General features: G+C 60.7%; 23 protein-coding genes. 10 read left to right on the plus strand and 13 right to left on the minus strand.

Annotation, left to right across the window (positions count from 1 at the left end):
• Positions 1 to 187: 187 nt before the first annotated feature.
• Positions 188 to 886, plus strand: a complete 699-nt coding sequence (locus JZX88_RS07765; protein ID WP_174034385.1) for a MerR family transcriptional regulator — start codon at positions 188 to 190, stop codon at positions 884 to 886.
• Positions 887 to 965: 79 nt separating this feature from the next.
• Here the strand turns inward: JZX88_RS07765 and JZX88_RS07770 are convergent, their stop codons facing one another.
• Positions 966 to 2093, minus strand: coding sequence for an ATP-dependent RecD-like DNA helicase (locus JZX88_RS07770; RefSeq protein ID WP_065113707.1), 1128 nt, complete (start codon positions 2091 to 2093; stop codon positions 966 to 968).
• 124 nt (positions 2094 to 2217) lie between these two features.
• On the opposite strand from JZX88_RS07770, the gene JZX88_RS07775 reads away from it, so the two are divergent.
• Together JZX88_RS07775 and JZX88_RS07780 are read left to right on the plus strand one after the other, a co-directional pair.
• Positions 2218 to 3504, plus strand: coding sequence for an SDR family oxidoreductase (locus JZX88_RS07775; protein ID WP_206913188.1), 1287 nt, complete (start codon positions 2218 to 2220; stop codon positions 3502 to 3504).
• On the plus strand, positions 3504 to 3986 hold the full coding sequence (locus tag JZX88_RS07780) for a DUF2269 domain-containing protein (protein WP_206913189.1): 483 nt from the start codon (positions 3504 to 3506) through the stop codon (positions 3984 to 3986). The genes JZX88_RS07775 and JZX88_RS07780 overlap by 1 nt, the downstream gene beginning before the upstream one ends.
• Before the next feature lie 6 nt (positions 3987 to 3992).
• On the opposite strand, the gene JZX88_RS07785 is transcribed toward JZX88_RS07780, so the two are convergent.
• Positions 3993 to 4475, minus strand: coding sequence for an SRPBCC family protein (locus JZX88_RS07785; protein WP_206913190.1), 483 nt, complete (start codon positions 4473 to 4475; stop codon positions 3993 to 3995).
• Entirely contained in the window at positions 4472 to 4831 is a 360-nt protein-coding gene (locus JZX88_RS07790; protein WP_181424039.1) for a helix-turn-helix transcriptional regulator, read from the minus strand. The genes JZX88_RS07785 and JZX88_RS07790 overlap by 4 nt, the downstream gene beginning before the upstream one ends.
• 143 nt (positions 4832 to 4974) lie before the next feature.
• On the opposite strand from JZX88_RS07790, the gene JZX88_RS07795 reads away from it, so the two are divergent.
• The 3 genes from JZX88_RS07795 to JZX88_RS07805 are packed head-to-tail and all read left to right on the plus strand — an operon-like array spanning position 4975 to position 6681.
• Positions 4975 to 5355, plus strand: coding sequence for a hypothetical protein (locus tag JZX88_RS07795; protein ID WP_065113711.1), 381 nt, complete (start codon positions 4975 to 4977; stop codon positions 5353 to 5355).
• Complete coding sequence (locus JZX88_RS07800; protein WP_206913191.1) at positions 5339 to 5896, plus strand: sigma-70 family RNA polymerase sigma factor; 558 nt, start codon at positions 5339 to 5341, stop codon at positions 5894 to 5896. Before JZX88_RS07795 ends, JZX88_RS07800 begins: the two co-directional genes overlap by 17 nt.
• Positions 5893 to 6681 carry an anti-sigma factor gene (locus tag JZX88_RS07805; protein WP_206913192.1) on the plus strand — a complete coding sequence of 263 codons (789 nt, stop codon included), beginning with the start codon at positions 5893 to 5895 and terminating at the stop codon, positions 6679 to 6681. The genes JZX88_RS07800 and JZX88_RS07805 overlap by 4 nt, the downstream gene beginning before the upstream one ends.
• Before the next feature lie 6 nt (positions 6682 to 6687).
• On the opposite strand, the gene JZX88_RS07810 is transcribed toward JZX88_RS07805, so the two are convergent.
• Entirely contained in the window at positions 6688 to 7281 is a 594-nt protein-coding gene (locus tag JZX88_RS07810; protein WP_065113714.1) for a LysE family translocator, read from the minus strand.
• 162 nt (positions 7282 to 7443) lie between these two features.
• On the opposite strand from JZX88_RS07810, the gene JZX88_RS07815 reads away from it, so the two are divergent.
• Positions 7444 to 8289, plus strand: coding sequence for an aldo/keto reductase (locus JZX88_RS07815; RefSeq protein WP_206913193.1), 846 nt, complete (start codon positions 7444 to 7446; stop codon positions 8287 to 8289).
• Positions 8290 to 8436: 147 nt separating this feature from the next.
• Here the strand turns inward: JZX88_RS07815 and JZX88_RS07820 are convergent, their stop codons facing one another.
• The 4 genes from JZX88_RS07820 to JZX88_RS07835 form a co-directional block, all read right to left on the minus strand.
• On the minus strand, positions 8437 to 8970 hold the full coding sequence (locus tag JZX88_RS07820; protein WP_110760211.1) for an SRPBCC family protein: 534 nt from the start codon (positions 8968 to 8970) through the stop codon (positions 8437 to 8439).
• Positions 8963 to 9331 carry a helix-turn-helix transcriptional regulator gene (locus JZX88_RS07825; protein ID WP_065116010.1) on the minus strand — a complete coding sequence of 123 codons (369 nt, stop codon included), beginning with the start codon at positions 9329 to 9331 and terminating at the stop codon, positions 8963 to 8965. Before JZX88_RS07825 ends, JZX88_RS07820 begins: the two co-directional genes overlap by 8 nt.
• Before the next feature lie 132 nt (positions 9332 to 9463).
• Positions 9464 to 10036 carry an acetolactate synthase small subunit gene (gene ilvN, locus JZX88_RS07830; protein WP_003507555.1) on the minus strand — a complete coding sequence of 191 codons (573 nt, stop codon included), beginning with the start codon at positions 10034 to 10036 and terminating at the stop codon, positions 9464 to 9466.
• Positions 10037 to 10055: 19 nt separating this feature from the next.
• A complete protein-coding gene (locus tag JZX88_RS07835; RefSeq protein ID WP_065113717.1) occupies positions 10056 to 11849 on the minus strand; it encodes an acetolactate synthase 3 large subunit in 1794 nt (597 codons plus the stop codon).
• A 381-nt stretch (positions 11850 to 12230) separates the two neighbouring features.
• On the opposite strand from JZX88_RS07835, the gene JZX88_RS07840 reads away from it, so the two are divergent.
• Positions 12231 to 14237: a helicase HerA domain-containing protein gene (locus JZX88_RS07840; RefSeq protein ID WP_206913194.1), complete on the plus strand. Its 2007-nt coding sequence runs from the start codon at positions 12231 to 12233 to the stop codon at positions 14235 to 14237.
• Positions 14238 to 14246: 9 nt separating this feature from the next.
• Here JZX88_RS07840 and miaA read toward each other — a convergent pair whose 3' ends face one another.
• The gene (miaA, locus tag JZX88_RS07845; RefSeq protein ID WP_206913195.1) at positions 14247 to 15143 is read right to left on the minus strand and encodes a tRNA (adenosine(37)-N6)-dimethylallyltransferase MiaA; all 897 of its coding nucleotides are present in this window, start codon (positions 15141 to 15143) and stop codon (positions 14247 to 14249) included.
• Here miaA and serB point away from each other — a divergent pair.
• Positions 15142 to 16032: a phosphoserine phosphatase SerB gene (serB, locus tag JZX88_RS07850; protein WP_142856957.1), complete on the plus strand. Its 891-nt coding sequence runs from the start codon at positions 15142 to 15144 to the stop codon at positions 16030 to 16032. The two genes, miaA and serB, sit on opposite strands and share 2 nt — an antisense overlap.
• Positions 16029 to 16592, plus strand: coding sequence for a GNAT family N-acetyltransferase (locus JZX88_RS07855; RefSeq protein WP_065113721.1), 564 nt, complete (start codon positions 16029 to 16031; stop codon positions 16590 to 16592). The genes serB and JZX88_RS07855 overlap by 4 nt, the downstream gene beginning before the upstream one ends.
• A 24-nt stretch (positions 16593 to 16616) precedes the next feature.
• Here JZX88_RS07855 and JZX88_RS07860 read toward each other — a convergent pair whose 3' ends face one another.
• From JZX88_RS07860 to hflK, 4 genes are all read right to left on the minus strand, one after another.
• Positions 16617 to 17366, minus strand: a complete 750-nt coding sequence (locus JZX88_RS07860; protein WP_206913196.1) for an SDR family oxidoreductase — start codon at positions 17364 to 17366, stop codon at positions 16617 to 16619.
• Between the two features lie 89 nt (positions 17367 to 17455).
• The gene (locus JZX88_RS07865; RefSeq protein ID WP_206913197.1) at positions 17456 to 19000 is read right to left on the minus strand and encodes a Do family serine endopeptidase; all 1545 of its coding nucleotides are present in this window, start codon (positions 18998 to 19000) and stop codon (positions 17456 to 17458) included.
• 192 nt (positions 19001 to 19192) lie between these two features.
• Positions 19193 to 20116, minus strand: coding sequence for a protease modulator HflC (gene hflC / locus JZX88_RS07870; protein ID WP_065113724.1), 924 nt, complete (start codon positions 20114 to 20116; stop codon positions 19193 to 19195).
• 1 nt (position 20117) lies between these two features.
• A complete protein-coding gene (gene hflK, locus JZX88_RS07875; protein WP_065113725.1) occupies positions 20118 to 21239 on the minus strand; it encodes an FtsH protease activity modulator HflK in 1122 nt (373 codons plus the stop codon).
• Positions 21240 to 21248 lie beyond the last annotated feature (9 nt).

The raw sequence follows: 21248 nt of genomic DNA on the forward strand, positions 1-21248 counted from the left end.
GACGCCAATCGCAAGGAGGCCGATAAATTTTTTATTATGGCGGGAACGAAAACACACGATACACGTTACGGTTCTGATGTAGCGTTTGGCACAATGTCTTGATCGGAAAACATGTCCGTCGCGGGGGAACAAGCAACGGACGCCTTAAAAGGCAGGCACGCTGCCAGAGAGCGCGAAGGGGGAGACAATGCAGGATGGCCGGATGCCGTTCGAAAGTCACGGCGACGAGGACAAACCCAATCTAAGGATCAGCAGCTTTTTACCGGATATAAGCCTGCCCTCCTCCCTGCCCGCGGAACCCGTCCCCATCGCCGACATGGCCAATATCTTCGGGGTAACCCACCGGACCTTGCATTTTTACGAGGAAAAGGCCCTGCTGACCTCGAAACGCATCGGCCAGATGCGGGTCTATTCCCACCGCAACGTCCAGCGCATGGCTGTCATCAATGTCTGCCGCGAAGTCGGCATTTCCGTCGCAGCAATCACCGAAATCATGGAAAAGCTCGTGCGCACGCTTTCCCAGGACGAGGCGGACGACATATTCCGCGCGGCGCTGAGGCAGCGGAAGAGGGAATTGACCGCCGAGCTTTCCACCCTCCAGCGCCAGGCCCACCAGATCGAGGAACTGCTTGTCGCCGAAGACGATGGAGACGGTGTCGATGCGGCGGAGCGAAGCTCGGCCAGGGACATAGCGCTCACCGATACCGAACGGAAATGCCTGGAACTGATGGCGGAAGGTTACGCGCCGGTGCGGCTTGCCCGCGCACTCGGGCTTTCGGGCAGCGATCTCAACGCGCTGGAGGCGAAGATCATCGGCAAGTTCAATGCCAGCAACCGCTTTCAGGCGGTCGCCAAGGCGGTCCTGCTCGGCGTCATCCGCGCTTGAAAGCATGTTCTGGAAAGGTGCATGGCGGCTTTCCGTCCGGACGATGCGCAGGACAAGGAGACAGAACCAATAGCCTGTCTCAACGAACGATCGTCAGGGTCTCTGCCGCACGCGTAATGGCGGTATAAAGCCACCTTTCGCGAGAATCCCGGAAAGCGTAGCTCTCATCGAAGAGAACCACGTTGTTCCATTGCGAGCCCTGCGCCTTGTGCACGGTCAGCGCATAGCCGAAATCGAATTCATCGTACCGCTTGCGGGTCGACCACGGAATTTCGGTCTCCACATCCTCGAACGCCGCCTTCAGCAATTTGATCTTGGCCGCGCCGCGGTCCATATCGTCGTCTTCCGGCCGGATCATCAGGTTGATGCCGGGCTTCACCGTCTCGCGCGAAGAACTCATGACCTGCCAGAGCGAGCCGTTCAGCAGGCCCTTGGCCGGATCGTTCCTGAGGCAGACCAGCTTGTCGCCCGACTGCGGATAATCCGCCGTGAAGCCCTTCAGCTCGCGGAGACGCTGGTTGTAGCGGCGGCGCGTGCGGTTGGTGCCCACAAGCACCTGATCGGCTTCCAGAACGAGCGACTGCGTCACCTCGGACTTGGAAATCACCTGCGCGGAACCATAATCGCCACGCATGATCTCACGGCCTTCGCGCACATCCATGGCGAGATGGATGATGGGATTGTCCTTGGCCTGCCGATGGATTTCCGACAGCAGGTAATCCGGCTCCTGCTCCGTGAAGAAGCCGCCGCCCGAAACCGGCGGCAGCTGTCCGGGATCGCCGAGCACGAGGATGGGCGTGCCGAAGCTCATCAGATCCTTGCCGAGCTGCTCGTCCACCATCGAACATTCATCGATGATGATGAGCGCCGCCTTGGCGAGCGGGCTCTGGCGGTTGATGGAGAACATCGGCGCGATCGAGGTCTTGCCGGTTTCCTCGTCTTCCACCGTTTCTTCACCGCGCGGGCGATAGATCAGTGAATGAATGGTGCGGGCATTGGTCGCGCCACGCGAACGCAGCACCTGCGCCGCCTTGCCGGTGAAGGCCGCAAACAGCACCTCGCCATCGACATTTTCCGCAAAATGCTTGGCAAGCGTCGTCTTGCCCGTTCCGGCATAGCCGAACAGCCGGAAAACCGGTGTCCGGCCTTCCTTCAGCCAGCGGGAAACAGCCTTGAGCGCTTCGTCCTGTTGCGGTGAAAATAACATGCGTCCTCATCGCAGGATTCGAGCGTCATGCGCAACAGAAAAAGAACGAAAGATGAATCATCCAGCCAGAATGCGGCAATAAAACACGGCTGGTTTTTGAGCCATGGTCGCTATCATGCCGGGCATGAAGATATTGATTCTCGGCGCGACAGGTTTCATCGGTTCGGAGGTTCTCAGAAACCTGCATCTCCGTGGCCACCCCGTGACGGGGCTTGCGCGTTCGGTTACCCGCGCCCGCGACAAATGGCCTTTCACGAACTGGATTTCCGCCGACCTTGCCCGCATGACACGCGCGTCGGACTGGGATGCCCTGGTCGGGGATCACGACGCCATCGTCAATTGCGCCGGCGCGCTTCAGGACGGTCTGTCGGACGATCTTGCCGCGACACAGGAAAAAGCCATGCTGGTGCTTTACGAGGCGGCGGCACAGGCGGGCGGCAGGCTGCTGATCCAGATATCGGCCCGCACAGCGGGAGCCGCAGCCGACCTGCCCTTTCTCGCCACAAAACGCCGCGCCGACACGGCACTTGCCGCAAGCGGCCTGCCTTGCGTCATTCTTCGCCCCGCGCTGGTTGTCGGGCGCAATGCCCATGGCGGCACGGCACTTGTGCGCGCGCTCGCCAGCTTTCCCCTCGCGCTGCCGCTCGTCAATGGCACGATGCCGGTCCAGACGGTCGCGGTCGAGGATGTGGCGGCAGCCGTCAACGCGGCGATCGACGGCGAAATTCCACCTGGCAGCGATCTCGAACTCGCCGCGGATGAAACACTGACATTGCAGGATGTGGTCACCACGCACCGGCAATGGCTCGGCCTGCCTCCTGCCCCCGTCATAAATCTTCCGTCGGCGCTCATGCACCCTGTCAGCCTTGTGGCGGACGCCGCAGGCGCGCTCGGTTGGCGCTCGCCGCTTCGTTCAACCGCCATGACGGTGATGTCGGAAGGCATCGTGACGGAAAATGAAACGGGACCGAGGATGGCGTCGCTCAAGACCCTGAAACAGACGCTGGCCGCCCACCCTTCCGGCGTGCAGGACCTTTGGTTTGCCAGATCCTATCTGCTCAAACCGCTGGTCATCCTCTGCCTGTCTTTATTCTGGCTGCTGTCCGGCCTCGTGCCGCTGCTGAACATCAATGAAGCAGCGGCGCATTTTCTGCCCTTCATGCCGCAGGCACCGGCTGTCACCCTCACACTCGCCACCTGCCTCATCGATATCGCCCTCGGCGCCACCGTCCTGTTGCGGCCGCTCGCCAGAAAGGCGCTCATCGGCATGCTGCTGGTCAGCGCTGCTTACCTCGCCGGCGGCAGCCTGCTGGAGCCGGGTCTGTGGCTCGATCCGCTCGGCCCCTTGGTCAAGGTCCTGCCTTCCATCGCCCTGACACTTGTCGCCCTCACCACGCTGGATGAACGCTGATGACGCTTGAGGAACTGCTGCGGCTTGCCCATGTCATCGGCGCAACGGTGCTGTTCGGCACCGGCGCGGGCATCGCATTTTTCATGGTCATGGCACGGCGAACGGCAAACCCGGCACTGATCGCGCATGTGGCGGGCACGGTCGTCATTGCCGATACGATCTTCACCGCCACGGCGGCGATCGTCCAGCCGGTGACCGGCTATTTTCTCGCGCGCACCATCGGCTGGCCGCTGACCGAAGGCTGGATCGCCCTTTCGCTTGGCCTTTACGTCTTCACCGGCATTTTCTGGCTGCCGGTGGTGTGGATACAGATCCAACTGCGCAATATCGCCCGAGACTGCGCCGCCACGGGACAGGCCCTGCCGGCGCAATGGTTCGGTCTTTACCGCATCTGGTTCGCCTGCGGTTTCCCCGCTTTCTTTGCGGTCCTCGGCATCATCTGGCTGATGCTCAACAAGCCGGATATTGCCCTGTTCGGCTGATGCCGTTCAATGGGCCGCCTGCTTTTCGACAAGCTGCGCCAGTTGCTCCGCAACCGTGTTCCAGCCGTCGAAGAACCCCATCTCGGAGTGCCGGTCGCGATCCCCGGGGTTTCTGTGCATGGCATAGGCCACATATTCCATGCCCTCGGGATGATCGCGAAACTGCATGACGGCGGTGAGGAACGGTTGGGCGGAGGGGCGGAAACCCGCAATCAGCGCATCGGTGAAAACCAGACGCTCCCCATCATCCACCGCCAGAAAACAGCCGCTGATATGGTCGCCGAATGTCGTACCATCCTCGCTGTAGCGGGTCTCGAAGGCGCCGCCGGGATAAAGCTCCATTTTTTCCACCCGGCACTGGCCGGGATGTGGCACCCACCATTGTTCAAGGCTGTTCTTGTCCACCCATGCATTCCACACAAGCCGGCGCGGCGCCCTTATGATGCGTGAAATCTTCAGATCGAGATCGGGATTGAAAGTCTCGGTCATTGCTCATTCTCCCCTTTGCCGGACATCCTGTCCTGTTGCGCCATGACGAATTGTTCGAGCCGGTCCGTGCGGCCTTCCCAGATGGCGCGCTGTTGCGAAAGCCAGCCGTCAAGCATGGAAAACCGCTGTTTCTCCAGCGAGCAGAACCGGACACGGCCCTGCTTACGCGTCACGATCAGCCCGGCCTCTTCCAGCTGGCGAATGTGTTTCATGAAGGAAGGCAGGGCCATGTCGAAGGGTTCGGCCAGCGTTCCGATGCTCGCCTCCCCGCCGCCCAGCCTCAGGATCACCGCCCTGCGGGTCGGATCGGCAAGAGACTGGAAGATATCGTCGAGCGCGTCTGAATAGTTTTCCATAAGGCTAACTATCACGACGCAACACTTAGCTCAATGGATAAGTTTAAAAATCGCGAAAATTTCGCGATCCCGTGGAATAAAGCCGCCGCCTGCGGTGTCTCTTGGTGTGCTGGCGGCTTGAGCCCGCCCGAACCAAGGAGGATATGTCCATGAAGATCCGCTTTATCGTTCCCGCCCTCATTCTGGCCTTTGCCGGAACGGCCTATGCCGCCCCTGCGGTCGAAACGGTCAAGACCGCCAAAGGCAATGTGCTGGCAGGCGAAAAAGGCATGACGCTCTACACTTTCAAGAACGACAAGAAGGGCGTATCCAATTGTTATGACAAATGCGCCACGAACTGGCCGCCGTTTTTCGCGGCCACCGGCGACAAAGCGGAAGGCGCCTATTCCCTCGTGACACGCAAGGATGGCAAGATGCAGTGGGCAAAGGACGGCATGCCGCTTTATTACTGGATCAAGGATACCAAGAAGGGCGACGCCACCGGCGATGGCATGAACGGTGTATGGGATGCCGCAAAACCTTGACGGCATGACTGGAAAAACGCGGGGGAGCCTCTCCCCCGCAGCCGGCAGCTTCGAGGCGGAGATGCTGGCCCTGATACCCATGCTGCGCCGTTATTCCCGCAGCCTTTCCCGCTCCGACGCCGACGGCGAGGACCTTCTGCAGGACTGCGTGGAAAAGGCCCTTGCCAATAAAAGGCAATGGCGCGGAACAGGTTTGAAATCATGGGCTTACACGATAATGACGAATCTTTATCGCAACCGCTATCGCGCCGAGAAACGTCACCCGTCAGAAAGCCTCGAGGGCCATGAAACCATCGCCGTCGCCGACACGCTTTCCGATACGCTGGAGAATGACCGGCTGCACGGCGCGCTCGCCCTTCTTGCGCCTGATATGCGGGCTGTGCTGATGCTGGTGACGGTGGAAGGCTACAGCTACCAGGAGGCGGCCGAGATGCTGTCGATCCCGCTCGGCACCGTCATGTCCAGACTGTCCCGCGCCCGCGAAACCCTTCGCCAGCAGCTGGCGGCGGACAATATCATTCCCCTGCGGAGACCACGATGAAACGGCCCGACGCCATAACCGAAGACGACCTGCACGCCTATGTCGACGGGCTTCTTTCCGACGACGACCGCGCGGCTGTCGAGGCGTGGCTCGCAGAAAGACCTGAAGAACAGGCCCGTGTGCAGGATTGGAAACAACAGGCCGATAGTCTTCGCAATGCCTTCGCTTCCTATGCAGCCGCACATCCGCATGATGCATCATTGCTTGGCCCGCAAGAACCGGGCCAACCATGGCGGCGGAAACCGGCTCTCCTGAAAACGGCGGCGGCCCTCATGATCTTCGTCGCGGGTGCCGCAGCCGGCAGGCTTCTGCCATCGTCTTTTTCCACCCCCCAGGACGTGACGCTGGCATCGCTGACGACGGATATTCCGGCACAGGCGAAATCCGCCTATCTCATCTATGCGAGCGAGGTGCGCCATCCCGTCGAAGTCGGCGCCGGAGAGCAGCAGCATCTCGCGACATGGCTCGGCAAGCGGCTCGGCTATCCCTTCGCCATCCCCGATCTCTCGAAGATCGGCTATGACCTCGTCGGTGGACGCCTCATCCCCGTCAGCGGCAAGCCGGGCGCGATGCTGATGTATCAGGACAAGACCGGCCGCCGGGTGACGGTGCTGATCGGCCACAACGAGGAAAACCGCACCACCAGTTTCCGTATGGCCAGCGCCGACGGCATCGAGACCTTCTACTGGATCGACAACGAACTGGGTTACGCCGTGTCGGCCGAACTGACACGCGACGAGGTGCAGGCGATCGCCGAGGAATGTTACCGGCAATTCCCGACGTAAAGACTGTTATTTCAGCATTGGCCAGAGGCTGATGACGAGCAGCACGGCCATGGTGATGTTGAACCATTTGAGCCGCACCGGCACGGATAGCCAGTCGCGCAGCGCAGAGCCGAAACCGGCCCAGGTGGAAACGCTGGGAAGATTGACGGCGGCGAAGGCCACACCGACGACCAGAACAGTGACGAAATATTGCGCCTCGTTGGTATAGGTCGCCATCGCCGTCACCGCCATCACCCAGGCTTTGGGATTGACCCACTGAAACGCGGCGGCGGCAAGAAAGCTCATCGGCTGCGTAGCGGCCGTATCTTCATTCAGGCTGCGGGAAGTGCCGATCTTCCACGCGATCCAGACGAGATAGAGCCCGCCCGCGAATTTCAGCCCGGTATAGAGCAGCGGCACCGAATGCAGCAGCGCCCCGAGACCGAAACCGACCCCGATCAACAGCGACAGGAACCCCGCCCCGATACCCAGCATATGCGGAATGGTGCGGCGGAACCCGAAATTCACGCCGGAAGCAAAAAGCATCATATTGTTCGGGCCGGGCGTGATGGAGGTGGTGAAGGCAAACAGCACCAGGGCAACGAAAGTTTCAACGGTCATGGTCTCTCCTGTGCTGGGGACCCTAGCCATGGGATAATCATCAGACCACCCCACCAGACAGATGGACGGGGTCAATTTTTTTGATGGATCGATCCCCGCCATGCCGGGTTTGAGAAGTTGGAGCAAAGGGCTATTCTCAGTCGACAACGCTGGAGCGAAACGATGTATGACGACATTCCTTCCGTTAGCCTTCCATCCGGAAAAGAGGTTCCAGCCCTTGGCCTCGGCACCTGGAACATGGGGGAGACAAGATCATCCGCACCACAGGAAGTCGAAAGCATCCGCAGGGCGATCGATCTCGGCATGAGGCTGATCGACACGGCTGAAATGTATGCGGACGGCCGATCGGAAGAGGTGGTCGGCACGGCAATCGCCGGCCGCCGGGACAACGTGTTTCTGGTCAGCAAGGTCTATCCCTGGAACGCCAGCGCCAGAGGCACGGTGGAGGCCTGCGAGCGCAGCCTTGCAAGGCTCGGCACCGACCATATCGACCTCTATCTGCTGCACTGGCGCGGCGAGCACCCACTCGCAGAAACCGTGGCGGCTTTCGAAAGGCTGAAGAGGGATGGCAAGATCGGCGACTGGGGCGTCTCCAATTTCGATACCGACGACATGGAGGAGCTTTTCGCGGTGCCAGATGGCAAAAACTGCGCCGCCAATCAGGTGCTTTACAATCTGTCCCGGCGCGGGCCGGAGTTTTCGCTGCTGCCCTGGTGCCAGCAGCATGGCGTGCCGCTGATGGCCTATTCTCCCATAGAGCAGGGCCGCATCCTGAAGAACCACGAACTCATCCGCATCGCCAAGGCCTATCAGGCGACACCGGCGCAGCTGGCGCTCGCCTTTCTGCTGGAGAGAGATGGCGTCATCGCCATCCCGAAATCCGCCAGCGCCTCCCGCGTCGAGGAAAATCGCGGCGCGACCGATCTTGAGATAACCGAGGAAGACTGGGCCGCCCTCGACGCCGCATTCCCGCCACCGACGCGCAAGACAGTATTGGAAATGCTCTGACGGAACATGGGGTTAAGAGACATTCCGGAATCAGGTGCTGAAGCGGTTGAATCGGAACGTGAGAAGCGGGACGACACCGCCGCGCCACCGGAACCGCCAGTAACGGCGCGGCAAGCCGCGCCGTCAGGCCCGTGGGCCGAGCGTATCTTATGAGGGTATGCGCTGCTCGTATTCTTTCCGCAGCGCCAGCCAGGCATCCCAGAAAGGTCCCGGTTCCTTCTCCTGAAGGCGGGCCGCGAGAATATCGAGATGCGCGTGCCAGCCGGAGCTGACATCGAGCCTGGTCTTCCTGTCAACCAGCCGGCGGTGAACCAGCGTCAGCAGCACATCCTTGCCCAGAGCCTGAAGCTCGATCGATACCTCGCCGCCTTCGCCCCAGCTGAAGACAAGGCGATGCGGCGGAACGACGGTAATGATGCGGGATGCCATCTTTTCCTCTTCGGAAAAGCCCTCCGGCCGGCGACCGGGCGGATTTGAAAGCTCGTCGTTGCGCCAGACCAATTCGAATGGCGCATCGGGTGCCAGCCGCATTTCGCCCGATGCCAGCCAGCGGCGGCGAAGATCGCTTTGCGTCAGATAGGCCCACACCCGCTCGATCGGTCCCGGCAACAGCCGCTCGATCTTCAGGGTTGCGGGCTCCACGAGCTGACCATAGGTGTCAGCCATTGCAATATCAGCCATTGTCATTTCCTCCATCTGCAGGGGTTTTTCCCTGATCGTCCTCCCGGAGCATCTGCTCAAGAATATCGAGACGGCTGTTCCAGAACTGCCGGTAGAAGCCCAGCCATTCATGCGCCTGCGCCAGCGGTTCCGGCGCCAGCCGGCAAACATGGGTGCGCCCCCTCACCTCGCGGCGGATAAGCCCGGCATTTTCCAGCGCCTTGATGTGCTTGGAAGCCGCAGCCAGCGATATGTCGAACGGCTCGGCCAACTGGCTTACCGTTCGCTCGCCAAGGGAAAGGTCACGCAGCATCGTGCGCCGCGTCGCGTCGCCAAGAGCATGAAAGACAGTGTCGAGTTGTGGAACAGATAATTCAACCATGTTGTTGAATATAGACTGCCAACCACAAAAGTCAACCATATGGTTGAATATTGATTGGCGGAGACGAAGCGCATAAAAAAACCCGCGGCGAACCGCGGGCTTATATTCCGGCATCTGCGCCGAACAGGGAGATTACATCCCCTGCGAACCGCGGTTCATCGCGGCAATGCCCGTGCGGCAGATCTCGATCAGGCCGAGCGGCTTGATGATCGCCACGAACTGGTCGATCTTCGACGACTTGCCGGTGATTTCGAAGATGAAATGCTCCACCGTCGCATCCACCACCTTGGCCTGAAACGCATCGGCAAGGCGCAGCGCTTCGGCGCGAACTTCGCCCGTACCAGCCACCTTGATAAGCGCCACTTCGCGCTCGATCGGCCGCTCCTGTCCCAGCTCGCGGGCGCGAACGGTGAGGTCAAGAACCCGGTGCACGGGCACGATACGCTCCAGCTGCGCCTTGATCTGCTCCAGCACGATCGGTGTGCCGCGCGTGACGATGGTGATGCGCGACAGATGTGCCTCATGTTCCGTTTCCGAAACCGTCAGGCTTTCGATGTTGTAGCCGCGGCCGGAGAACAGGCCGATGACCCGGGCGAGAACGCCCGGCTCGTTGCTGACCAGAACCGACAGCGTGTGATTTTCGACGGCAGCCGTTTCCTTCTGGATGAAATAGGCGGAGCCGGTGGGTTGTAGGTGTGCGTTCATGTCCTTTTCCTCTCCCGGCTCAGACTAGCTGACGGCCCTTGGCGTCAATGGCGTTGGCAACCGCTTCATCCGTCGCCTCGTCCGGCAACAGCATCTCGTTATGGGCTTTACCAGACGGGATCATCGGGAAGCAATTGGCAAGATTGGCAACGCGGCAATCGAAGATGACGGGCTTCTTGACCGCGATCATCTCGGCAATCTTGTCATCCAGTTCCTTCGGATCGTCGCAATACATGCCGACCGCGCCATAGGCTTCCGCCAGCTTGACGAAATCAGGCATGGCTTCCGTATAGGAATTGGACAGGCGGTTGCCGTGCAGCAGCTGCTGCCATTGGCGCACCATGCCCATATACTGGTTGTTGAGAATGAAAATCTTCACCGGCAGGCCGTACTGGATGGCGCAGGACATTTCCTGAATGCACATCTGGATCGAGGCGTCACCGGCAATGTCGATGACCAGTGCGTCCGGATGCGCGACCTGAACGCCGATGGCCGCCGGCAGGCCGTAGCCCATGGTGCCGAGACCGCCCGAGGTCATCCAGTGATTGGGCTCCTCGAAACCGAAGAACTGCGCCGCCCACATCTGATGCTGGCCGACTTCGGTAGTGATGTAGGTGTCGCGTCCCTTCGAAGCCTCATAAAGCCGCTGCAAGGCATATTGCGGCATGATGACATCTTTGGAATTCTTGTAGGCGAAGGAATTGCGGGCGCGCCAGCGCTCGATCTGCGCCCACCAGTCGGCGGTCTGCGCCTTCTCCGGCTTCTTCGGCAAAGCGCGCCACAGGCGAACCATATCTTCCAGAACATGGCCGACATCGCCGATAACAGGAACATCGACGCGAACCGTCTTGTTGATCGAGGACGGGTCGATGTCGATGTGGATCTTCTTGGAGTTCGGCGAGAAGGCATTGATACGGCCGGTAATTCGGTCGTCGAAACGCGCGCCGACGCAGACCAGAACGTCGCAATCATGCATCGTCATATTGGCTTCGTAGGAACCGTGCATGCCCAGCATGCCGAGCCAGTTCTTGCCGGAAGCCGGATAAGCGCCGAGACCCATCAGCGTCGAGGTGATCGGGAAGCCGGTCAGCTCGACCAGTTCGCGCAGCAAACGGGTTGCCTCCGGGCCGGAATTGATGACACCGCCGCCGGTATAGAAAACCGGCTTCTTCGCCTTCGACATCAGCTCGATGGCCGCATGAATGGCGTTCAGATCGCCCTGAACCTTTGGCTTGTAGCTCTTCTGCTGAACGGAGGCGGAAGGCGGCGTATAGGTGCCGGTGGCGAACTGGATGTCCTTCGGAATATCAACGACGACAGGACCGGGACGACCCGTCTGCGCGATGCGGAAAGCCTCATGAATGATGCCCGCCAGTTCGTTGACGTCCTTGACCAGCCAGTTGTGCTTGGTGCAGGGGCGCGTGATGCCGACGGTATCACATTCCTGAAACGCGTCGGAACCGATCAGCGTGGTGGGAACCTGGCCGGACAGGCAGACGAGCGGAATGGAATCCATCAGCGCATCCTGCAGCGGGGTAACCGCATTTGTCGCGCCGGGGCCGGACGTGACGAGCATGACGCCAACCTTGCCGGTGGAGCGGGCATAACCTTCGGCCGCATGGCCGGCGCCCTGCTCGTGGCGCACGAGAATGTGCTGGATGTCTTCCTGCTGGAAAATCTCGTCATAGATCGGAAGCACGGCACCACCAGGGTAACCGAAGATGTGCTCGACGCCATTGTCCTTCAGCGCCTGCAGAACGATCTCCGCCCCTGTCATGCGATTGCTGTTTTCCGTATTGTCCTTATCCGTCATTGCCTGTTTCCATCCCGCTTTGGCTTTGGATATCGAGGAGCCCGAGGGCCTGTTTGAAGACATAAAAAAAGGCCCCTAGAGGAGCCTCGTTCAGCGCATGGGTGCTTTCGCCGGATGGTTACACCATCCTGCCCATGCGCCGTCCCACCACGATAAGTACGTTAAGATTTTTCATGGGCCGGAGTGTTAGCCAGAAAAGCGCCTGTCGTCAACGCATATTGCGGAAAAAATCGGCGGCCGCTTCTTTTATTGCGAAAAAGCATAGGCCCACGAAATTTTCGAACGCGATTGATACACCTGTTGTTAAATATAATCTTTTATTCTCGAAGACGCAGATACTGCCCGAACCACCGCGATCATCCGCATGTCCCGGGATACGATGTGAACAATAGCGAGATTCATAAAGCGTCCCGCGCGGACGAAAACGAACGGCGATCCGATCAGCAACCGGCAAACCGCATGCTTGGCCGTGTCATCGCCTGCGACGGTGCCCATGCGACAATCGCCGCTGAAACGGAACCGGGTTCCACCGATATTGCGCAGCTCTGGTCCGTCGGACGCCTGATCTCCATCGAAATGGGAACGAGCCGTGTTGCGGCACTGGTCTTCGCCATGCGCACCGATGAAAGATACTGGTCGTCGGACAGGGCGAACAGGCTGTTGATCGACGTGGAACTGGTGGGAGAAGTCTACCGTACCGAAGACGGCAGCGAACGCTTCTCCTCCGGCATTTCCCGTTACCCCTATCTCGGTGCGGTAGCGCATCGCATCCGCACCAGTGACCTCGCCAGGATTTACGACAGCGGCAAGCGCGACAGCTGCATCATCGGCAAGCTGACGCAGGACGAGACGATCGGTGCCTCCATCAGCATTCCCCAGATGCTTTCGAAACACTTCGCGGTCGTGGGTTCGACAGGCGTGGGCAAGACCACCGCGGTGTCCCTGCTGCTGCACAAGGCGATCGAGACAGACCCGAAACTGCGCGTTCTCATTCTCGATCCGCATAACGAATTCGCCGCCGCTTTTCCGGATCATTCTGTCGTCATCGATACCGATACGCTCGACCTTCCTTTCTGGCTGATGCGCCTTGAGGAATTTACGGAGGTGATCTTCCGTGGCCGCAAACCCGTGCCGGAAGAGATGGATGTTCTGCGCGAAGTCATCCCGGAGGCGAAAAAGGCATTTCGCGGTACCGAAGGCTCCGCCGTCCGCCGCACCTCCGACAAGAGCGCAATCACGCCGGACACGCCGATCCCCTACCGCATGGCCGATCTTCTGGCCTTCATCGACGAGCGCATCGGGCGGCTGGAAGGGCGCGGCGAAAAGCCGGCGCTGCGTTCGCTGAAAGGCCGCATCCTCTCGGCCATCAACGACCCCCGCTATAATTTCATGTTCTCCAGCAATACGATCAGTGACACCATTCTGGAGACGGTGGCGCATATCTTCCGTATTCCCGGCGAAGGCAGGCCGATTTCAGTGTTCCAGCTGTCGGGCATTCCCTCCGAAGTCGTCAATTCGGTGGTCTCCGTCCTCTGCCGCATGTCCTTCGAGCTTGCCGTTCTCGCACGCGGATCGCTGCACATGCTGGTCGTCTGCGAAGAAGCCCACCGTTATGTTCCCGCCGACCCCGAACGCGGCTTTTTCCCCACCCGGCAATCCATCGCCCAGATTGCCAAGGAAGGCCGCAAATACGGCATTTCGCTCGGCGTCATCAGCCAGCGGCCGAGCGAACTGGACCAGACCATCCTGTCGCAGTGCTCGACCGTTTTCGCCATGCGGCTCTCGAACGAGATCGACCAGAAGATCATCCTGTCTGCCGTTCCGAACGCCTCGGCTTCGACCACCAGCTTTTTGTCGTCCATCGGCAATGGTGAGGCCATCGCCTTCGGCGAGGCTGTCGGTGTGCCGATGCGCATGCGCTTCGACCGGGTGCCCATGAGTAAATTGCCGAAGGCGAGCGGTACGGTCAGCCACGCCCCCCACGAGACGCCGGATACCGTCGACCTGAACAACATCGTCACCCGCATGCGCGCCGCAGCCAGACCGGTCATCACCGGCTTCCAGCAAAGCGTCGAGGCGGCCTTCTCCGATCAGCAGGAGGCGCTGCCGCCCCATGGGAAGGCCGACGATATCGACAGCTGGAAGCGTGAACTGGGTCCGACGACGGAAGGGGGATACGAGCCCTATCGCCCCGACATGCTGCCCGGCCGCACGCCGCCAGCACCGCAAAATCCGGCGAGGACGGACAGCGCCTCGGGAGCCGTCAACGAATTGCGCAAGGCCGGCTTCCAGATGCAGGCGCAAAGCGGCCCGCCCGCCGATACACGCCCTTCGCTGCGCGAAAGCCTGCTGAAAAAACCGCTCGGCAGTCTTTACCGCAAGGATTGACGCCGGCCTTTAGGGCTGGATGCGGGTCCAGTCTTCTCCCATCTGGTTGCGGAACCAGGTCATCTGCCGTTTGGCATATTGGCGGGTTGCGGCGGCCGATTTTTCGATCACCTCGGCCTCACCCATGCGTCCGGCCAGCATATCGGCGATCTGGGCAACGCCAATCGCCTTCATCGCCGTTGCGTCGGGCGCAAGCCTGAGCGCGAGAAGCGCCTCCACCTCCTCCACCGCGCCGCTGTCCATCATGGCCTCGAAACGCCGGTTGATGCGCTCATGAAGCACCGGCCTTTCCGGCAGGACGACGAATTTTTGTGCGCGGTCGGGATCGATAATCACCGGGCCTCGGGCCTGCTGGAAATCCCGGATCGATTTTCCGGTCGTCTCGAGCACTTCCAGCGCCCGGACGATGCGTTGCCCGTCTCCCGGCTGGAGCATTTCCGCCGTGGCCGGGTCACGGCGGGATAATTCGGCGTGAAGTGTCGCCGCCCCTTCCGCGACCAGTCGGGCGCGAAAACCCTCGCGGATGTCATCGGGAATTGCGGGCATGTCGGAGAGGCCACCCGTCAGTGCCTTGAAATAAAGCCCCGTGCCACCGACGATGACAGGAAAACGCCCCTGCCCGCGCAAGTCGGAAAGCAGGGCGGAGATATCCCGCAGCCATTCTCCCGTCGAATAGAGGTTGCGCGCCGGCACATGGCCGTAGAGAAGATGCGGCACCCCCGCCATTTCCTCTTCCGAAGGCCGGGCGGTCAGCACCCGCAGCGTATCGTAAACCTGCATGCTGTCGGCATTGATGACAACACCGTTACGCTCCCGCGCCAGACGAAGCGCAAGCGCGGACTTGCCGCTTGCCGTCGGGCCGGTTATCAGGATCGCATCAAAATTCTCATCAAGGTTTTTCATCATGGCTCTCGTTGCCACGCTTATCGCCAATCCGTCAAATCCTGTTCTGACACCGGCCCTCGGCGAAGCGGCCGCGAAGGCCGTCAATGCGTCAGGCCTTTACTGGCTGGCGGATGGCATCGCCTGCGATATCGCTTTGCCCGAAGGAACGGATATGGCGACGGCGGATCGTCTCCTGCGCCTGGCAATCATCGACCGGAAAATCGATATCGTCATTCAGGAGCAGGATCAGCGCCGCAAGAAACTGCTGATCGCCGACATGGATTCGACCATGATCGGCCAGGAATGCATCGACGAGCTGGCCGCCGAAGTCGGTCTGAAGGACAAGGTCTCCGCTATTACCGCCCGCGCCATGAATGGCGAGATCGCCTTCGAACCGGCATTGCGCGAACGTGTGGCGCTGCTGAAAGGCCTTCCGGTTTCGGTCATCGACGACGTCATCGAAAAGCGCATCACCCTCACCCCCGGTGGCAGGGAGCTTATCGCCACCATGAAGGCGAAAGGCTATTACACCGCCCTCGTTTCCGGCGGCTTCACCGTCTTCACCGGCCGCGTCGCCGCCATGCTGGGTTTTGACGAGAACCGCGCCAATCTGCTCGGTGAAGCCAATGGCGAGCTTGACGGCACGGTGGCCGAGCCGATCCTCGGCAAGCAGGCCAAGGTGGATGCGCTGAACGATATCGCCGCAAAGCTCGGCATCTCGCCGGAAGAGGCAATGGCGGTCGGCGATGGCGCCAACGATCTCGGCATGCTGCATCTGGCCGGCGCGGGTGTTGCCCTGCACGCCAAGCCGGCCGTGGCCGCCGAAGCGCAGATGCGCATCGACCACGGCGACCTGACCGCGCTTCTTTACATTCAGGGCTATCGCAAGACGGATTTTGTCACTCCATGATCATCCGCGAGACACCAAGGCTCATTCTGCGCGAGTGGAAGGAGAGCGATCGTGACCTGTTCCGCGAAATCAATGCCGACGAAAAGGTCATGGAGTTTTTCCCCTTCCGCCGCAGCCATGCGGAAGCGGACGCCGTACTGGAAACCATCAACGGCATGATCCGTGGCAGCGGTTATGGCTTCTACGCCATGGAATTGCGCGAGACCGGCGAGGTTATGGGTTTTTGCGGCATATCGCCCGTCATGAACCTCGACCCGCCCTTCCCGCTCGGAACCATGGAGATCGGCTGGCGGCTCGCCACCCGCTTCTGGGGGCACGGCTATGTGACGGAAGCCGCGCAATCGCTGCTCGTCATGGCCTTCGATGAAAAGGAAACGCCGGAAATCGTCTCCTTCGCCGTCCATAACAACCAGCGTTCGACGGCGGTAATGGAGCGTATCGGCCTGAAGCGCGACCCCTCCCGCGATTTCGATCATCCGCGCGTACCAGAAGAAACGCACCCCCATCTGCGACCACACGTGACCTATGCGCTGACGCTGGAGGAATGGCGGACGCGGTAACGCCCCGCCCACCAGTTCCGGAGTTTATTTCACCGCCGCGTTGCCGCCATCGGCAAATAGCGCCGAACCGGCCACGAAGCTCGCCATCGGGCTGGCGAGGAAAAGCGCGGCTTGCGCAATTTCTTCCGGCTCGGCGATGCGCTTCATCGCATGCAGGCCGGCGGCCCATTCCTTCTGGGCCGCGTCTCCGGCGGCAGGTGTATCGACCCCGCCGGGCAGCAACGCGTTGGCGCGGATACCCCTGACGGCATAGTCGGCGGTAACGCCTTTTACGAGCCCCATCAACGCCGCCTTCGCAGCCCCATAAGCCGTCATGCCCGGTATGCCGACGCTGGTACCGACAAAGCTCGAGGTGAAGACGATGGACCCGCCACCCCGCGTCAACATCGGCGGAATCTGGCAACGCGCGCCCAGAAAGGCAGAGGTGAGATTGACATTAAACACATGCTCCCATTCCTCGGCCGAAATCTCCGCCAGCGGCTTCATGACCCCGACCGCCCCGGCATTATTGACGGCGATATCGAGACCGCCGAAGACGCTCTCGGCCGCATCCGTAAGCCGGTAGTGGGTTTCGGCAACACCGGCATCGCCCGCCACCGTATGGACGCGACCGCCAGCCTCGCGAATTTCAGCGGCGACTTCTTCCAGAGCCGCAGCACCCCGCGCATTGATAACGACAGCTGCCCCTTGAGCGGCGAACAGCTTTGCCGTCGCCCGGCCGATGCCGGATGACGCGCCGGTGATGATGGCAACCTTGTTTTCGAGCAATTTCATATCCTTGGCCTCCTTTGATGGAGACCAAGGATTAGAGAGAGGTCGGGATCGTAACCACCCGATTCCTGCCGGACCGGGCGGAAAGCGGCTTACTCCAGCGGCAACGCCACAACGCGCAGATTGCCCTGGGCATCGGCAACCATCATATGTGCATTCTTGCGGCCTTCGGATTTCAGACCGTTGACCCGGACCAGAACGTCGCCGGGAACCTCCATGAAGTCCTGACCGACCTCGACGATGATATCGCCGGCCTTCATGCCCTTCTGTTCGGCAGTCGAACCGGGATCGACACTTGCGACCAGCACACCTTCGACGCTTTCGGCAATGCCCTTTTCGGTGCGCAACTCATTGCTGAGCACGACCAGATTCATGCCGAGAACGCTCTGCGGCGCCTCGCGCACTTCCGGCGTCTGGTCCTGCGCCTGATCGTCGGTGCCGCCATCGTCTTCCGGCGCCACCATCCCGCCATCACCATCCTCGGCCTGCGGGTCTTCGGTGGCGGCTTTTTCGTCGGTGGTATCCTGCAGCTGGCCAAGCTTGACCTTGACGGTCTCTTCCTTGCCGTCGCGCAGGATCACAACATCGACTTCCTTGCCGACCGGACTTTCCGCCACGATCCGCAAGAGATCACGCATTTCATGAATATCCTTGCCATCGAATTTCAGCACGACATCGCCGGCCTGGATCGGGCCGTTTTCCACCGGCCCGCCCTTGGCCACGCCGGAAATCAGCGCCCCCCTGGCGCTGTCCATGCCGAGGCTCGCGGCCACATCGTCAGTAACAGGCTGGACGCGAACACCGAGCCAGCCTCGGCGCGTCTCGCCAAATTCGATCAGCTGCTGCACGATATTCTGCGCGAGTTCCGTCGGCACGGCAAAACCGATGCCGATCGAACCACCGCTCGGCGAAATGATCGCCGTATTGATGCCGATCACCTCGCCCTTCATGTTGAAGAGCGGGCCGCCGGAATTGCCCTTGTTGATCGCCGCATCCGTCTGGATGAAATTGTCATAGGGACCGGCATTGATATTGCGGCCGCGCGCGGAAATGACACCGACGGTCAGCGATCCCCCAAGCCCGAAGGGATTGCCGATGGCCATCACCCAGTCACCAATGCGCATGCTGCGCGAATCGCCGAACTTGACCGCCTTCAGCGGCGCTTTCGGCTCCACCTTCAAGACCGAAAGGTCGGTCTTGGTATCGGTGCCAACCAGCGTCGCCTTGAGTTTCGAGCCGTTCGGAAAAATCACCTCGATGGCATCAGCACCCTCGATGACGTGGTTGTTGGTGACGACATAACCGGCCGGATCGATGACGAAACCCGAGCCCAGCGAATTGACCTTTTCGCCACCTTCCGGCTTCTGGCTGTCAAAATAATCCTTGAAGAATTCCTGGAAGGGCGACCCTTCCGGCAGACGCGGCGGAACGGGCCCCTTGCCCTCGGTCTTGACGTTTTGCGACGTCGAAATATTCACCACCGCATCAAGAAGCGGTTCGGCGAGATCGGCCACCGATTCCGGCCCATGGCTCTGCGCTCTCGCTGCAACCGGCGCCGAAAGGCTACCCGCCACAAGTGCGATGCCCGCGACTGCGGCAATGCTGCTGCGAAAAGGCGAAAGAAGGGTCACGGCCATAAGCGTCCTCGCGTTTCAAATAGTCCTGCCCTGCATATATCGACAAAGCATAAGGCGGAATGATGAAGTGTAAAAATACCTTTTCGTGAACAGGCGGATGATGCTTGCCCCTGTCGACAGCATTGGCACGAAAACGGAGTAAAAAGAAAGGGCCGGTAAAAACCGGCCCCTCCAAAATCATTTGATCCGCTATCAGTTCGCCGGTGCTGGCGCAGGTGCGGCCGGAGCGGCAGGCGCCGCGCCGTCGATATTGTTGAAATAACGGAAGAAGGTCGAATCCGGAGACAGGACCAGCGTCGTGCCGTTGCCGTTCAGCGAGTTGGCATAGGCAGACATGGAGCGATAGAACTCGAAGAAGTTCGGATCGCGCTGGAAAGCCTCGCCGAACACCTTGTTGCGCTCCGCATCGCCTTCACCGCGCAGCACTTCGGACTGACGGCGGGCGTCGGATTCCAGCTCGACGACCTGACGGTCGGCGATGGCGCGGCGGCGCTGCGCCTCTTCGTTACCACGGGCGCGGATCAATTCGGCCTCGGCCAGACGTTCCGACTTCATGCGCTCGAAGGTCTGCTGCGAGACTTCCTGCGTCAGGTCGGTACGGCGGATACGGACATCCACGATGCTGATGCCGAGCGATTCCGCGTCGGGACGCAGATCGTCACGCACTTCCTGCATCATCGATGCACGTGCGTCCGAAAGCGCCGATTCGAAGCCGCGCAGACCGTAGACCCGGCGCAGCGAGGCGTCGAGACGGGTGCGCAGGCGCGATTCCGCCGACATCTGGTCACCCGAGACCGTCTGCCGGAAGCGGCGTGCATCCGTGATGCGATAGACCACGAAGGCATCTACCTCGTAGAACTTGCCGCCGGACACCTGAACACGGATGTTGTCGTGATCGAAGCGCAGCGCCCGGTTCTCGATATATTGTACCCGGTCGGCATCCATGAAGGCGAAGGGCAGCTTGAAATAGAGGCCCGGCGCCGTTTTCACATCCTGGATCTGACCGAAGCGGACGACGATGGCCTGCTGACGCTCGTTGACCACGAAGATCGACGAATAGCCAAGAAAAAGCAGGACGGCGAGACCGACGAGAACGGCCGTAAGACGGTTGCTCATATCAGTTGCCTCCCTGCTGTGCTGCGCCCGGATTGTTGCGCATGATCTCGTTCAGAGGCAGATAAGGCACCACGCCCTGTTTCTCGTCGATGATGATCTTGTTGGAACCCTTGAGCACCTGTTCCATGGTTTCCAGGAACATGCGCTGACGGGTTACATCAGGCGCCGTGCGATACTGGTCATAGATGGAGACGAAGCGCTGTGCCTCACCCTGTGCCTCGTTGACGACGCGCGACTTGTAGGCGTTCGCCTCTTCGAGGATCTGCGCGGCCTGACCGCGTGCGGCACCGAGCTTCTGGTTGGCGTACTGGTTGGCTTCCTGAACGAAGCGGTCTTCGTCCTGTTCGGCGCGCTGCACCTCATCGAAGGCATCGGCCACTTCACGCGGCGGCGCCGCATCTTCGATGGCCACGGCATTGATGGAGATACCGGCGCCATAACCGTCCATGGTGGACTGGATGATGGTGCGCACATCCGCCGCGATCGCCTGACGGTTGTCGCGGAAAATATCCTGTGCCGGACGACGGCCAACCACTTCACGCATGGCGCTTTCGGAAACCTGCTGCAGGGTTTCCGCCGGGCTGTCGACGTTGAAGAGATAGGATTTCGGATCGGAGACCGTATAGAGCACCGAGAACTGGACATTGACGATGTTCTGGTCGCCCGTCAGCATCACGCCGCTCGACGAGGAAGACGAGGCGCGCGAGCCGATATTCTGCTGCTGCTCGGTGACCTTGACGATTTCCACCGTCTCGATCGGCCACAGATGGAAATGCAGGCCCGGCATCGAGATTTCGTCCTTGGGACGGCCGAAACGCAGCTCCACGCCACGCTCGTCCGGCTGAACGGTATAGACGGACTGGATGCCGAGGAAAACGAGAACGACAAGCACGAGGATCGCAACCGCGCCGCCATTGAAGCCGCCAGGCAGGACATTCTTGAAACGGTCCTGGCTGCGGCGAATGATCTCTTCGAGATCGGGCGGGCCGCCATTATTGCCGCCACCGCCGCCGCGAGGCCGGTTAGGCCCCTGCCCCCACGGGCCGCCACCGCCGCCCTGGTTGTTTCCTCCACCGCCGCCGCCCCAAGGGCCGCCGCCGCCATTCTGATTGCTCCAGGGCATCAATACCTC

Source organism: Agrobacterium sp. OT33, assembly GCF_017313365.1.
GTDB lineage: Bacteria > Pseudomonadota > Alphaproteobacteria > Rhizobiales > Rhizobiaceae > Agrobacterium > Agrobacterium rhizogenes_A.